The sequence below is a fragment of the Bogoriella caseilytica genome, assembly GCF_003752405.1.
Taxonomy (GTDB): domain Bacteria; phylum Actinomycetota; class Actinomycetes; order Actinomycetales; family Actinomycetaceae; genus Allobogoriella; species Allobogoriella caseilytica.
Window position 1 is genome coordinate 1,365,346 of record NZ_RKHK01000001.1, and the last position, 12,886, is coordinate 1,378,231.

Consider the following 12,886-nt stretch of genomic DNA (forward strand, 5'->3'; position numbering starts at 1 on the left):
GTCTACAGTTTCAGGCTTCCCGCAGCCAGGCCAGAACGCCAGTAGCGCTGGAGGCTCACGAAGACCACGATGATCGGCACGATCGAGATCAACGCACCGATGATCACCAAGGTCTGCAGGCCGGGCACCGTGATCGCGGCCTGGCTCCACCCGGACAGCCCCACGGTGACAGGCTGCAGACTGGGATCCCGCAACACCAGCAGCGGCAGCATGAAGTTGTTCCAGGAGCCGATGAAGGCGAAGAGCAGGATTGTCACCGAACCCGGGGTGAGCAACCGCAGGGCGATGGAGAAGAACGCCCGCCACTCGCTGGCGCCGTCGACTCGGGCCGCCTCGAGCAGTTCGCGGGGGATCGAGGCCTGGGCGTAGATGTAGCCGAGCATCACGCCGAAGGGATACACCAGGGAGGGCAGCAGCACCCCGAGCATGGTGTTGTTCAGGCCCATGTTCACCAGCAGCGTGTACGTGGGCTGGGCGAGCACGGTCTGGGGCACCAGCATGCTGCCCACCACGGCGGCGAGCACCACGGTGCGGCCACGGAAGCGGTACATGGCCAGCGCGTATCCCGAGATCACGCTGATGAAGGTCATCAGCACCGAGCCGAGCCCCGAGTAGATCAGGGAGTTCAGCATCCAGCGCCAGAAGATCCCGCCGTCACGCTGGGTGAGGTCGACGACGTTCTGCCACAGGTGGAACTCGGCGAACCAGAAACCTGGCGTGGAGAAGAGATCGCCGGTGGACTTCGTCGAGGCCACGATCAGCCAGTAGACGGGCACGAGGAAGTAGAAGGCCACCAGGAGCATCACGCCCCAGGCCAGCAGGCGCGCGGCGATCGGGGGCCTTTCACCGCCGGTGTGCTCAGTGCGGCGACGCGTAGGGATGCGGTTCACTGTCGGAGCGCCCATCAGGAGCCTCCCTTCCTGCGGTTGGACAGCACCGAGACCAAGATCGACAGCGCGAAGGTGACCAGGCCCAGCAGGATGGCCATGGCCGATCCGAGGTTGAGATTCCCGCCCAGCGTGGTGGTGGAGAAGACCGCCATGTTCGGCGTGAAGTCACCGGTCACGTTGGAGGTGATCGAACGCAAGGTCATCGGCTCGTTGAAGAGCTGCAGGGTGCCGATGATGGAGAACAGCAGCGTCAGGAAGATCGCCGGCAGCACCATCGGGAGTTTGATCTGCAGCGCCACCCGCAGTTCGCGCGCGCCGTCGATGCGCGCGGCCTCGTAGATGTCACGCGGCACCGTCTGGAGGGCGGCGAAGATGATGATCATGTTAACGCCGGTCACCGACCAGGTCGTCACGTTGGCGATGGACCACAGCACGGTGCCTGGGGCCAGGAAGGCGATGTCGAGACCGATCGCCTCCAGTCCGCTGACCAGCGGGCTGACGCGCGGCTGGTAGAGGAAGCCCCACAGCAATGCCGCGACCACGGTCGGCACGGCATAGGGGATGAAGACCGCGAGCTGGAAGAACCGCTTCCATCGCACCACGGCGGAGTCGAAGAGCAGAGCCAAGCCGGTGGCCAGCGCCAGCATGATCGGCACCTGCACGACGCCGAACAGCAGCACGCGGCCGAAGGATGCCACGAAACCCTGGTTGCTCAACGCGCGGCGGTAGTTCTCCAGGCCCACGAAGATCGAGGCGTTCTCGTTGCCGAAGCCCAGACCGCTGCGCTCCACCGTGAACAGGCTGGTGTAGAGCGCGGTGATGATGGGTGCCACGAGGAAGACCAGGAAGAGCACTACGAAAGGCGTGAGAAAGACATAGGGCGCCCAGCCACCCCCGGCGCCACGGATGCCGCGGCGCCGGGAGCGGGCGGAGGGAAGAGTCGCTGTGCTCATTCCGCGACGCTCAAGCCCATGTCTCGCAGATCGGCGACCGCCTGGTCGTGCACGGTATCCAGTGCTTCGGAGAAGGTCTGGTCACCGTTGGCCACGCGCGCGAACTGGTCCTTCAGACGGTCCTGGATCAGGTCGTAGGTGGGGCCGTCCACCCAGGTCGCCGGCACCTTCACGGCGGCGTCGGCGAAGACCTCGTTGATGACCTGCCCGCCGAAGAACTCCCGCTCGGTGAGCAGAGCGGGGTGCTCCAGCCCGTCGACGGCGGCCGGGAAGATGCCACCGTTGCTGATCAGATGGTCGAGGCCGTCTTCGCTGGTGTTCAGCCACTCGATGAAGGCGACCGCATGCTCCACATCCTCGGTGCCGGTGGGGACGACGTTCACGCTGCCGCCGGTATCGCCGGCGGAGTCCTGACCTTCGAAGTTCGGGGTCGGGGCCACGCGCCAGTTGCCGGACGTGGACTCGGCGCTCTCCTCCAGCAGCACCGGAAACCAGGCGGCGTAGTTGATGGTCGCGATGCGGCCGTCGTTCACCTCGGCCCAGAACTCCGGGGTCCACATCTCCACGGTGAGGAACAGGTCCTCGTCCAGGAGGGTCTGCCACAGCTCGGCGACGTCCTGGCTTTGCTGGTCAGCCACGTTCACGGTCCAGGCGTCGTCCTCGATGCCGTTCCACGTGCCGCTGTTCTGCCACACGGTCTGCAACCAGTGACCGGTCTCGTTCGGCGAGAACTGCGCGATGTGCAGGTCGGGGTCGGCTTCCTTGAGAGTACGGGCGGCCTCCAGGTACTCCTCCCACGTGGTGGGCACCTCGATGCCGTGCTCGTCGAAGATGTCCTGCCGGTACATCATTCCCGAGGGGCCGGAGTCTTGGGGGATCGCGTAGATGCCGCCGTCGAAGCTCACCGAGGCCCAGGTGCTCTCGGTGAAGCGGTCACCCCAGTCCTCGGCATGCTCGGCAATGTCGATGAGGCGGTTGTTCACCACGTGACCGGGGATGGAGTGCACGGACATCTGCACGATGTCCGGGGCAGTTCCGGCGTCGATGGAGGCCGGGATGGTGTCACCGTCATCGCCGGTCATGCGGAAGAAGTCGACTTGGATCTCGGGGTTCTCCTCGTTCCACTGGGCCACGGCCTCCTCCAGGCCGGGCACCCATCCCCAGAACTCCAGAGTGACCGGGTCGTCTGCGGTGGGGCCGGAGCTGCAGGCGGCCAGGGCCAATGCGACCCCGGCTCCAGCCGCCAGGGCGGTGGTCAGGTTCTTGATACTGCGCTTCATCGTCGAAGTCCTCTCTCAGTGGATGGTGAGGCGATCGCCTCGGGTGGTCCCCTGCTTTTCTGTGATCTCTCGCAGCACCCACACCTCGCCCGGTGCGATCCGGCTGGTGCCGGCCAGTACCTGCCCGGAGAGCAGCTCCGTGCCGGACACTGCGAGGTCCCGGGCCTCGGAGGTGTGGTTGAAAACGAAGAGGTAGTGCTGGCCCCCGGCCTCGCGGCGAACGATCTCCAGCCCGCCGCCGGCGCTGTCGTGTGCCTTGGGCACGGCCGCCTCGAGCCGGATGCGCTCAAGGTGACGCTCCAGATCGGCTGCACTGAGCCGGGTGGAGAGATAGTGGGCCACGCCCTCGCCGAGGCTGTGGCGGGTGATGGCCGGCGCGCCCGGGCCGATCACCGGGTGGGCGTCCGCCGTATAGCTGGCCACGGCCGTGGCTCCGCGCAGGTGGACCATCTCGCTCCAGACTGCGGCGGTACTGCCGTCGTCGAGGGTGAGCCGGTCCTGCTCCCGCAGTGGCACATGCTCCTCGACGCGGATCCCGAGCGTGGTGGTGAAGGCGCCGCTGTAACCGCCACCGCGGACGCGAAGGTGCTCGTCGGTGCTGCCCGCGAAGTACCAGACGACGAGGTGACCTCCCCCGCGCACGAAGGTCTCGAATCGCTCTGCCTGCGCGTCGCTGACCGCGATCATGCTCGGCACGAGGACGAGATCGTATTGCTCCAGGGCGCCGTCAGGTGCGACGACATCGGCGTTCACGCCGAGGTTCCACAGCGCGGTGTGCGCCCGTCGCAGAGCGTCGAGGAATCCGAGGTCGCCGGAGGGCATCGCGCGGGTCTCGCTGGCCCACCAGGCCTGCGGATCCCACACCAGGGCCACGCGGTGACGGTTGACGGGCCCGTCCGGCGGTGCGGCAAGTTCGGCCAGGGCGGCCAGTTCTGCACCGAGGGCGCTGATCTCCCGGAAGATGCGGGAGTCCTCCCCGGCGTGGGGGACCATCGCCGAATGGAAGAACTCCGCGCCCACGCGGGGGGAGCGCCATTGGAAGAACAGGGAGCCGGTGGCTCCGCGGGCCAGGTACTGCAGGGTGTTCCGGCGCATGCGCCCGGGTTCCTTGACCAGCATCCGCCCACCGGCGTAGTCGTAGATCAGCGTGGTGGCCTGCTCCATGAGCAGCCAGGGGCGCCCACCGTTGAAGGAGCGGGCGAGGTCGGCGCCGAAGGCCACGTGCGTCTCACCGGCAGGGCCCTCGTCGTCGAGGTAGTGGTCGATGGAGACCTGGTCGATCTGCTGAGCGAAGTCCCACTGGTCGTAGTGGTTCCAGGTGGGGAGCATGAAGTTCGTGGTCAGCGGGACGTCGGGCGTGATCTCCCGCAGGATGGTGACCTGCTCGCGTAGGCACTCTGAGAGCAGGTCCGCGCTGAAGCGCTTGAAGTCGAGCACCTGGGCGGGATTGGGCAGGTACTGGGTGGCCTGGGGGGCGAGGATCTCCTCCCAGCTGCCATAGCGCTGGGACCAGAAGGCGGTGTTCCAGGTGTGGTTGAGGGTTTCCAGATCGGCGTAACGTTCCTGCAGCCAGCGCCGGAAGGCGGCATCGGTGACTGGGCCGTAGGAGATCGAGCCGTATTCGTTGTGCACGTGCCACATCGCCAGCGCCGGGTGCTGGCCATACCGCTCCGCGAGGGCGGTGGTGATCCGGCGGCAGGCCTCGCGGTATTCGGGCGAGGCGGGGTTGTAGGTGTCCCGGCTGCCGTGTACCAGGCGCACGCCCTCGGCGGTGACCGGCAAACCGTCGGGGTGGGCGAGAGTGAACCAGGGCGGCGGCGAGGCGGTGGGCGTGGCGAGGATGGCCTGGATGCCGTGCTCGTGCAGCAGGTCCATCACCCGGTCGAGCCAGCCGAAGTCGTAGACGCCTTCGCGCGGCTCGAGCGAGGACCAGCTGAACACGCCGATGGTCGCCGTGTTGACCCCCGCCTCGCGCATGAGGCGGACGTCCTCGTGCCAGACCTCCTCGGGCCACTGCTCGGGGTTGTAGTCCCCGCCGTACAGGAAGGCTGGCGGGCCGGCGTGGGCGCTGCGGGACGGCTGCTCGCGGCGTGACGAGCGGCGAAACGCTTCGACTTCGGTCATGTCAGACGATTCCATAGCTGGGGTGTTCCGGTCTCAGGCCAGGACGGCGGAGGCAGAGCCCCGCTCGATGTACTCGGGGGGCAGAAGTTCCACGCGCGGCTCGATCGGACCCTCGAGCTGCTCGACCAGGAGTTCCACGGCCCGGGAGCAACTCTGATCGGGTACCAGGGGGATCACGTCCAGCGCGGGGGTGAAGGTGGTGGTGTCGAAGGTGGAGGCAGCGGAGATCACCGAAACGTCGCCGGGGATGTCCAGTCCGCGCGCGCGCAGCTCATCCAAGGCACGCATCTGGATCGAGTCCTCGCAGTGCATGACCAGGCCGGTGACCGGATCGGGTCCGTCGAAAAGCTCGGCCATCGCGGACCGTGCATCGGCGATCGTGCGTTCCGGGGTGGCCACCTGCGCGCTGACGCCGCGGCTCTGCGCACAGGAGACGAAGGCCTCCCGGAAGCGGACGGGGAAGTTCTGGCCGCGCTCGTAGGCCGCCGCAGGGTGCCCGAGCAGGCCGAGACGCCGATGCCCGCCGTCCACGAGGCGGTCCACCGCCAACTGGGCGACGGCGGCGAAGTCGAGGTCCACGCAGACCAGACCTGCCGGGTCGGCCGGCACACCGACCACGACGGCTGGGATGTCCAGGGTGCGCAGCAGGGTGATGCGCTCGTCGTGGTCGAGCACGTCGAGCACGATGACGCCGTCCACGATGCGCGACCCCGTCACGCGCTGCAGCCCACCGTTGGCTTCCTCCTGGGTGAGCAACAGGACGTCGTAGTCGTACTGCCGGGCTGCCTTGGCCGTGGCGAGCACGAAGGCCATGTGGGTCGGGGTGTAGGTGTCCGGCCGCAGCGGCTCGGTGACGGCGAAGACGTAGGTGCGCCGCCCAGCCAGGGCGCGGGCCCCGGCATTGGGCCGGTAGCCGAGTTCGAGGATGGCCGCCTCGATGCGCCGGCGGGTGCGGTCACTGACCGGCCGCTTGCCGCTGAGCGCGTAGGAGACCGTGCTGATCGAGACGCCGGCCTCGCGGGCGACGTCGATGATCGTGGCAGCCATTGCCAGGCCTCCGTTCTGGGAAGCATTCACCGTATGGGAAGCGCTTCGATGACCGACACTAGAGGTTGTCGAAGCGCTTCGTCAAGAGACGCGGGTAATCGGCAGGAGCGGAGGCCCCTGTAGCGTTCCCGTTGCGGCGGGCCTGATCCCTGTGTCGCTCCCGGGGCGGCGGTCCTGGTCCCGGGACGCCGGTGCGCCGACGTGGCATCGTGGAGGTCATGGACCTCAGGATCTTCACCGAACCCCAGCAGGGCGCCTCCTACGACCAGCTCGCACGGTTGGCGATCGCCGCCGAAGAGCTCGGCTACGACGCCTTCTTCCGCTCCGATCACTACTTGCGCATGGGCGACGGCGATCCGAGCCCCGGCCCGACCGACGCCTGGACGACCCTGGCCGGCTTGGCGCGGGACACCTCCCGCATCCGCCTCGGCACGCTCGTCAGCTCGGCGACCTTCCGCCACCCCGGCGTCCTGGCCGTGCAGGTGGCACAGGTGGATGCGATGTCGGGTGGGCGCGTGGAGCTTGGGCTGGGCACCGGGTGGTTTGAGGCCGAGCACCGCGCCTTCGGCATCCCTTTCCCCGACAAGCGCTTCGGCCTGCTCGAGGAACAGCTGGAGATCCTCACCGGCCTGTGGCAGACACCGGCCGGCGGGTCCTACTCCTTCTCCGGGCAGCACTACCAGCTCACCGACAACCCAGGCTTACCCAAGCCGGTGCAGACGCCGCTGCCGATCGTGGTGGGCGGCAACGGGCCCCGGCGCACGCCGCGGCTGGCCGCGCGCTATGGCGCGGAATACAACCAATCCTTCCCCGGCTTCGAGGCCATCGGCCCGCAGATCGAGCGGGTGCGCGGTGCCATGAGCGAGGCGGGCCGCGACCCCGAGGAGCTCGTCTACTCCGTGGCACTGATCGCGGTGGTCGGCCGCGACGAGGCCGAGTTCGAGCGCCGCGCCGCCGTCGTGGGCCGCGAGCCGGCAGAGCTCCGCGAGCACGGCCTGGCGGGGACGCCGTCCGAGGTGGTGGACCGGATCGGCCAGCTGAAGGCGGACGGGATCTCCCGGATCTACCTGCAGTGCATGGACGTGGACGACCTCGACATGATCGAACTCATCGCCGCCGAGGTCGCCCCGCAGGTGTGAGCGGGCGGGGCCGGGCTGCGGGGGCCGGGCCGCCGGGTCGGGCCGCCGGGCCGCCGGCGTGAGCCGGCCGGCCGCGCTGCTGAGAGTGAGGAATTGGTTGCGCGCAGCAACACATTCCTCACTCTCAGCGGGCGGGGCGTCGTTGGCCGCGGGGCGCCCCGCCAGCAGACATCGCTCTGGCAAAGCCCCGCGCCCGCAGAGCGCCGCGCCGGCTGCGCGGCCCGGCCTCAGGCCTTGATGCGGGCGATGGAGAAGGGGCGGTCGGAGGAGATGTCCTTCTCGCTCTTGCCGGTGAGGTAGAGGTGGTGGCCCGAGGGCGGGCGGGTGTACAGCGAGGCGCCGACGGCGCGATAGCCGCAGCCGTCCGCATCGCACCAGTACTCGCCGGTGAAGATGTAGATGTGGCCGCTGCGCACCAGGATGTCGCCGGGTGCGAGGTCGTCTTCGCCGTCCGGAACGAAGGTGTGCCAGCGCTCGGAGTTCTCCAGGTACTCCAGCTGCTCCCAGGTGCGGCGCACCGGGAAGTCCGGGTCGACCCCGGCCTGGCGCACGACGGCGGCCACGAACACGCCGCAGTCGGTGAAGTAGGCGATCCGCACCTCGTCACCGAGTGCGAGCGCCGCCTCGACGAACTCGGGCTTGGCTTCTGCGCGCCCCCAGTCGTCGGATTCCGTGTTCCGCTCCAGCACCACGTGATGCTCCCAGGCCAAGTGCCGGGCGATCGCGGCGATCTTCTCTGCGGGGGTCGCGGTCTCGGTGAGCGTGAGCGAGGAGGAAGTCATCGGTGACCAGTCAACCAGATTGCTGCACAGTGCACGGATCTTGACGTGGCAGGCGTGTGGCGCCGCAGGGCTGCACCTGGGCCCGAGCGGCAGCCGCCCGAGACGTACCCTGAGATCACCCGCGCCCCCGATGAAGGAACACAGCACCTATGGCCAGATCGTCGCTGCAGGCCCACGACCTCTGGGGTGGATATCCCGGGAATGACGTCCTCCGCGGGATCGGTCTGACGATCACCGCCGGCGACCCTCCTGTGGGAATCATCGGCCCCTCGGGCGCCGGCAAGACCACCCTGGCCCGGCTGCTGCGCGGCAGCATGAAACCCAGCCGAGGCTCGGCGACCTACCAGGGCCGGCCGGTGGCGAAACTGCGGGGCGAGTCCAAGCGCGACTTCGTGGCCGCAGTGCGGTTCCAGTCGCAGGACTCGATGACCGTGACCGACCCGCGACGCACCGTAGCGGACGGCTTCAAGGCCGCGCTGAAGGAGGCGCGGAAGGCCGGCCGCACGCACGCGACCTCGGATGCCGAACTGCTGGACGCCGTGGCACTGCCCGGGCATTTCGCTTCGCGGGCACTGGCCACGCTCTCCGGCGGCGAACGCCAGCGGGTGGCGCTTGCCACCGCACTGGCTACCCGCCCCGAGATCCTGGTGCTGGATGAACCTTTCACGGCCGTCGATCCGCCCTCACGCCGGGAGGCGGCGCGCCGGCTCGTCGGTCTGCTGGAGCGGCTGGGCACCGCCGCGGTGATCATCACCCACGACCTGGAACTGGTGGAGCGCATGTGCCCCACGGCCCACTTTCTCGCCGAAGGCCAGATCGTGGCGAGTGGTCCGCTGAAGGAGATCCTGGCGCAGCCGGAGCATGAGGAAGTTCTGGAGATGGCCGCCGCGGCACCGGAGGCCACCCGGCGTTTTCGGTGAGTTGACCGCCAGGCGGCATCGCCATATTGCGCTATCATCGCCACATGGCGATGAATACTTCCGAGTTCCGTCTCGAGGACCGGGCTGCCTACGCGACGCTCTTCCATGCCTTGGCTGAGCCCACCCGCTTGGCGCTGCTGGAGCATCTCAGCAGCGGAGAGCACCGCGTGCGGGATCTGGTCGACCACATGCACCTGGCGCAATCCACCGTGAGTAAGCATCTGGCGTGTCTCCGTGATTGCGGGCTGATCCAGATGCGCGTGGAGGGTCGAGCCTCCTGGTTCTCCTTGGCCGACCCGGTGAGGCTGAACGATCTGACCGAGTCCGCAGCTGCATTGCTGAGCGCCTCAGGCGTGTCACTCTCCCTGCGCGACCACGATCAGCACGACCGCCTCGCGGAGATCGAGCAGCCGTCATGAGCTCCGGTCACTCCCACGGCCCCAGCCCCCAGGAGGCGGCGGGCTCACCGGACTTCCGGCGCAAGCTGGGCATCGCCTTCGGGCTGGTGTCCACCATCGTTCTCGCCCAGGGCATCGGCGCGTGGGTCACCGGAAGCCTGGCGCTCCTGGTGGACGTCGTCCACTCCCTGACCGACTCGATCGGCCTGCTGGTGGCGCTCATCGCGGCCGTGCTGATGGCGCGGCCATCGACCAGCAAGCACACGTGGGGCTTCCGACGCATCGAGGTGCTCGCCGCTCTCGGCCAGGCGCTCCTGCTGGCCGGCGTGAGCATCTACGCGTTGATCGAGGCCGTCGAACGCTGGAGCAACCCACCCGAGGTGCCCGGACCGCAGCTGTTGATGTTCGGCGTCGCCGGGTTGCTGCTCAACATCGCCGCCGCCGTCGTGCTGGCCTCCGACCGGAAGGCCAACTTCAACATGCGTGCCGCGTTCCTGGAGGTCCTCATGGATGCGTTGGGCACGATGGCGGTCATCGTCTCGGCCATCCTCATCATGACCGCCGGCATCCAGCGCACAGACACGATCGCCGCCGTCGGCATCGCGTTGCTGATCATCCCGCGGGCCGCGCTCCTGATCCGGGAGACGACGGCCGTGCTGATGGAGTTCACTCCGAAGGGTCTTGATCTCGACGAGGTCCGTGCGCACATCCTCCAGCTCGATCATGTCCAGGAGGTGCACGACCTCCACGCCACCACCGTGGCCACCGGCCTGCCGACGCTCTCGGCACACGTGGTCCTCGACGAGGAGTGCTTCCGGGACGGTCATGCCCCCAAGATCCTCGACACGGTGCGGGCGTGCGTGGCCGAGCACTTCGAGATCTCGATCGAACACGCCACCTTCCAGCTGGAGACCCCGCAGCAGCGCGACCGGGAGTCAGCGGCCACCAGGCATCCATGAGCGGCGGGCCGTGCGTAACCAAATTCGCCGTCAACTCACAGCTATGCTCTGCAGGCCGCTCCCCTGTGGGCGGCTCCGGTTAGGACTAAGCCGAAGCCACCCACAGGGAAATGGCATACAACAACTCGCGAGACGGCCAGCTATGTACTCGCTATTCGTCTCTTGCACTGCAGAGGCCTGGCATCTAGCAGAGCCCGGTGATGGAGAACCGGCCGTCCACCAGCGAAGCTGTCAGGCAACGGCGAGGGCCATACCGTCGTCAGGGTCCTCCTGCAATGCAACAAACGCCTTGAAGGCTTCAAGAAGATCGTGCTCGTCCTCGATCGCTTCCATAGTCACCTGACGGTTGGTCAAGCGACTCTCGCGAAGGCCGCTCTGCTTCCTCAAGCTCTTCTTCGAAGGCTTCAACAGCTTTCCCTCGGCGTCGACGACGGCCTGCTTCAATTGAGCGTACGAAAGGACCGTCGTTCCGTAGAACCGGCGTGCTGACATTAGGAGCGCCGGTCGCGCCCATCCCTGAGGTACAAGCAACAGGGCCTTGCCGTCGACAATGGGGAGTGTCACCAAGCGGTTACGCCAGGCACGAAGCGATGGGTCCCAGACCTGCTTTTCGAACACACCAGTTCCGTCTGGGCCCCCACGGAACTGGGGGTACACCTCGATCATCGCTTCGGTGAAATCTGTCAAGGCCGAGAAGATGATGCGCGTCGTAATGTCCGAGGTGATGTCACGATCGACACCTTCGACGAACAGTGGGAGATCCTCGACATGGCGCAACACCCCGACACGGACTGCGGCTTCCGCGTCCCCTGTCAGCACGTTCCAGATCCAAGTCCCCACATCCTCAGCGCCACCATGGCCGTGGAAGCTTTCCTTCGCCATGCCGAGACGGGTTTCCCAGGGCTCAGTGAACCTCTGCAAGAGCCGCCGGCCATGGGCCCGGGATGCAGGGGTGTCCTCGATGATGCTGCGCGTCACCTGGTGGAAGAAGGTGTCGATGCACCTCAACGCGTGACTAGCGAACGGCTCCGGACGCCCCCGCAGGCGGATCGCGTGAGGATCGACGTACAGCCGATTGTCCTGCGCGATCTCGACGTCGACGAACGGCACGGGACCAACGATCCCGTAGTACTCCTTGATGGTGGGCATGGTGCCCTCCTTTCAGTGAGGAGGGCCCTAGAAGGGGGAGCTGGTGCACCCCGCGAACTTCTGTACGCTAGTAGAGCAACCAGTCAGGATTGCTACCAGCGCCTACGGGCCCTGGATCTCGGCCCCAACCCATTGCATTGGGTTGGGGCCGAAGCATGTTACGAGGGCGACGGCCGTTGAGCGTCGTCACCCTCGAGACTCTCGATTGGACGAACCCGGCTCGCGGCTCTAGAAGTCCCAGTCCTCGTCTTCGGTGTTCACAGCCTTGCCCATGACGTAGCTCGAGCCGGCGCCGGAGAAGAAGTCGTGGTTTTCGTCCGCGTTGGGGCTCAGCGCCGAGAGGATCGCCGGGTTCACGTCCGTCTGGTCGGCCGGGAAGAGGCCCTCGTAGCCGAGGTTCTGCAGCGCCTTGTTCGCGTTGTAGCGCAGGAAGGACTTCACGTCCTCCGTCAGCCCGAGCGGGTCGTAGAGCGACTCGGTGTACTCCTCTTCGTTCTCGTAGAGCTCGAAGAGCAGATCGAAGGTGTAGTCCTTCAGCTCCTGACGCCGCTCCGGCGAGGCCTTCTCCACCGCGCGCTGGTACTTGTAGCCGATGTAGTAGCCGTGCACCGCCTCGTCCCGGATGATCAGGCGGATCAGGTCGGCAGTGTTCGTGAGCTTCGCGTGGCTCGACCAGTACATCGGGGCGTAGAAGCCCGAGTAGAACAGGAAGGACTCCAGCATCGTGGAGGCCACCTTCCGCTTCTCCGGGTCATCGCCGCGGTAGTACTCCATCACGATCTGCGCCTTGCGCTGCAGGTACTCGTTCTCCTCCGACCAACGGAAGGCCTCGTCAATCTCCTTGGTGGAGATCAGCGTGGAGAAGATCGAGGAGTAGGACTTCGCGTGCACCGACTCCATGAAGGCGATGTTGGTGTACACCGCCTCCTCGTGGGGGGTGATCGCATCCGGGATCAGCGAGACGGCACCGACGGTGCCCTGGATGGTGTCCAGCAGCGTCAGGCCGGTGAAGACACGGGTGGTCATCAGCTGCTCTTCGGCGCTCAGCGTGTTCCAGGACTGGATGTCGTTGGACAGCGGCACCTTCTCGGGCAGCCAGAAGTTCGCGGTCAGGCGGTCCCAGACCTCGACGTCCTTCTCGTCCTGGACGCGGTTCCAGTTGATTGCCTGGACGCTGCTGACCAGCTTGACGGCCTCAGCCACGTGTCTGTCCTCTCTCCGGCTCGCTTGCGCTTGCCCCCCGAA

Annotated in this window: 12 protein-coding genes; 4 read left to right on the plus strand and 8 right to left on the minus strand. The window is 67.1% G+C overall.

Annotated features, from left to right (window positions below; genetic code table 11):
- Nucleotides 1-2: 2 nt before the first annotated feature.
- The 5 genes from EDD31_RS06140 to EDD31_RS06160 are packed head-to-tail and all read right to left on the minus strand — an operon-like array spanning nucleotide 3 to nucleotide 6,294.
- Nucleotides 3-905: a carbohydrate ABC transporter permease gene (locus tag EDD31_RS06140; RefSeq protein ID WP_123303382.1), complete on the minus strand. Its 903-nt coding sequence runs from the start codon at nucleotides 903-905 to the stop codon at nucleotides 3-5.
- Entirely contained in the window at nucleotides 905-1,843 is a 939-nt protein-coding gene (locus EDD31_RS06145) for a carbohydrate ABC transporter permease (RefSeq protein WP_123303383.1), read from the minus strand. Before EDD31_RS06145 ends, EDD31_RS06140 begins: the two co-directional genes overlap by 1 nt.
- On the minus strand, nucleotides 1,840-3,123 hold the full coding sequence (locus tag EDD31_RS06150) for an ABC transporter substrate-binding protein (protein ID WP_123303384.1): 1,284 nt from the start codon (nucleotides 3,121-3,123) through the stop codon (nucleotides 1,840-1,842). The genes EDD31_RS06145 and EDD31_RS06150 overlap by 4 nt, the downstream gene beginning before the upstream one ends.
- Nucleotides 3,124-3,138: 15 nt before the next feature.
- Complete coding sequence (locus EDD31_RS06155) at nucleotides 3,139-5,247, minus strand: beta-galactosidase (protein ID WP_123303385.1); 2,109 nt, start codon at nucleotides 5,245-5,247, stop codon at nucleotides 3,139-3,141.
- A gap of 33 nt (nucleotides 5,248-5,280) precedes the next feature.
- Nucleotides 5,281-6,294 carry a LacI family DNA-binding transcriptional regulator gene (locus EDD31_RS06160; RefSeq protein WP_123303386.1) on the minus strand — a complete coding sequence of 338 codons (1,014 nt, stop codon included), beginning with the start codon at nucleotides 6,292-6,294 and terminating at the stop codon, nucleotides 5,281-5,283.
- 218 nt (nucleotides 6,295-6,512) lie between these two features.
- Here EDD31_RS06160 and EDD31_RS06165 point away from each other — a divergent pair, with 218 nt between their 5' ends.
- Nucleotides 6,513-7,433, plus strand: coding sequence for an LLM class F420-dependent oxidoreductase (locus EDD31_RS06165; RefSeq protein WP_123303387.1), 921 nt, complete (start codon nucleotides 6,513-6,515; stop codon nucleotides 7,431-7,433).
- A gap of 227 nt (nucleotides 7,434-7,660) precedes the next feature.
- Here the strand turns inward: EDD31_RS06165 and EDD31_RS06170 are convergent, their stop codons facing one another.
- Complete coding sequence (locus tag EDD31_RS06170; protein ID WP_123303388.1) at nucleotides 7,661-8,215, minus strand: hypothetical protein; 555 nt, start codon at nucleotides 8,213-8,215, stop codon at nucleotides 7,661-7,663.
- A gap of 149 nt (nucleotides 8,216-8,364) precedes the next feature.
- Between EDD31_RS06170 and EDD31_RS06175 the strand changes: the two genes are divergently transcribed.
- Genes EDD31_RS06175 through EDD31_RS06185 form a run of 3 tightly spaced genes read left to right on the plus strand, consistent with a single transcriptional unit; the run spans nucleotide 8,365 to nucleotide 10,492 of the window.
- Nucleotides 8,365-9,135: an ABC transporter ATP-binding protein gene (locus EDD31_RS06175; RefSeq protein ID WP_123303389.1), complete on the plus strand. Its 771-nt coding sequence runs from the start codon at nucleotides 8,365-8,367 to the stop codon at nucleotides 9,133-9,135.
- A 44-nt stretch (nucleotides 9,136-9,179) separates the two neighbouring features.
- Nucleotides 9,180-9,554 carry an ArsR/SmtB family transcription factor gene (locus EDD31_RS06180; RefSeq protein ID WP_170163211.1) on the plus strand — a complete coding sequence of 125 codons (375 nt, stop codon included), beginning with the start codon at nucleotides 9,180-9,182 and terminating at the stop codon, nucleotides 9,552-9,554.
- Nucleotides 9,551-10,492 (plus strand): cation diffusion facilitator family transporter, encoded by a 942-nt coding sequence (locus EDD31_RS06185; protein WP_123303390.1) that lies wholly within the window; start codon nucleotides 9,551-9,553, stop codon nucleotides 10,490-10,492. Before EDD31_RS06180 ends, EDD31_RS06185 begins: the two co-directional genes overlap by 4 nt.
- A gap of 231 nt (nucleotides 10,493-10,723) precedes the next feature.
- Here the strand turns inward: EDD31_RS06185 and EDD31_RS06190 are convergent, their stop codons facing one another.
- Nucleotides 10,724-11,641, minus strand: a complete 918-nt coding sequence (locus EDD31_RS06190; RefSeq protein WP_123303391.1) for a hypothetical protein — start codon at nucleotides 11,639-11,641, stop codon at nucleotides 10,724-10,726.
- Between the two features lie 228 nt (nucleotides 11,642-11,869).
- Entirely contained in the window at nucleotides 11,870-12,844 is a 975-nt protein-coding gene (gene nrdF / locus EDD31_RS06195) for a class 1b ribonucleoside-diphosphate reductase subunit beta (protein WP_123303392.1), read from the minus strand.
- Nucleotides 12,845-12,886 lie beyond the last annotated feature (42 nt).

Coding starts and splice junctions, on each gene's coding strand:
- EDD31_RS06140 (WP_123303382.1), bottom strand. CDS start 905: ATGGGCGCTCCGACAGTGAACCGCATCCCTACGCGTCGCCGCACTGAG.
- EDD31_RS06145 (WP_123303383.1), bottom strand. CDS start 1,843: ATGAGCACAGCGACTCTTCCCTCCGCCCGCTCCCGGCGCCGCGGCATC.
- EDD31_RS06150 (WP_123303384.1), bottom strand. CDS start 3,123: ATGAAGCGCAGTATCAAGAACCTGACCACCGCCCTGGCGGCTGGAGCC.
- EDD31_RS06155 (WP_123303385.1), bottom strand. CDS start 5,247: ATGACCGAAGTCGAAGCGTTTCGCCGCTCGTCACGCCGCGAGCAGCCG.
- EDD31_RS06160 (WP_123303386.1), bottom strand. CDS start 6,294: ATGGCTGCCACGATCATCGACGTCGCCCGCGAGGCCGGCGTCTCGATC.
- EDD31_RS06165 (WP_123303387.1), top strand. CDS start 6,513: ATGGACCTCAGGATCTTCACCGAACCCCAGCAGGGCGCCTCCTACGAC.
- EDD31_RS06170 (WP_123303388.1), bottom strand. CDS start 8,215: ATGACTTCCTCCTCGCTCACGCTCACCGAGACCGCGACCCCCGCAGAG.
- EDD31_RS06175 (WP_123303389.1), top strand. CDS start 8,365: ATGGCCAGATCGTCGCTGCAGGCCCACGACCTCTGGGGTGGATATCCC.
- EDD31_RS06180 (WP_170163211.1), top strand. CDS start 9,180: ATGGCGATGAATACTTCCGAGTTCCGTCTCGAGGACCGGGCTGCCTAC.
- EDD31_RS06185 (WP_123303390.1), top strand. CDS start 9,551: ATGAGCTCCGGTCACTCCCACGGCCCCAGCCCCCAGGAGGCGGCGGGC.
- EDD31_RS06190 (WP_123303391.1), bottom strand. CDS start 11,641: ATGCCCACCATCAAGGAGTACTACGGGATCGTTGGTCCCGTGCCGTTC.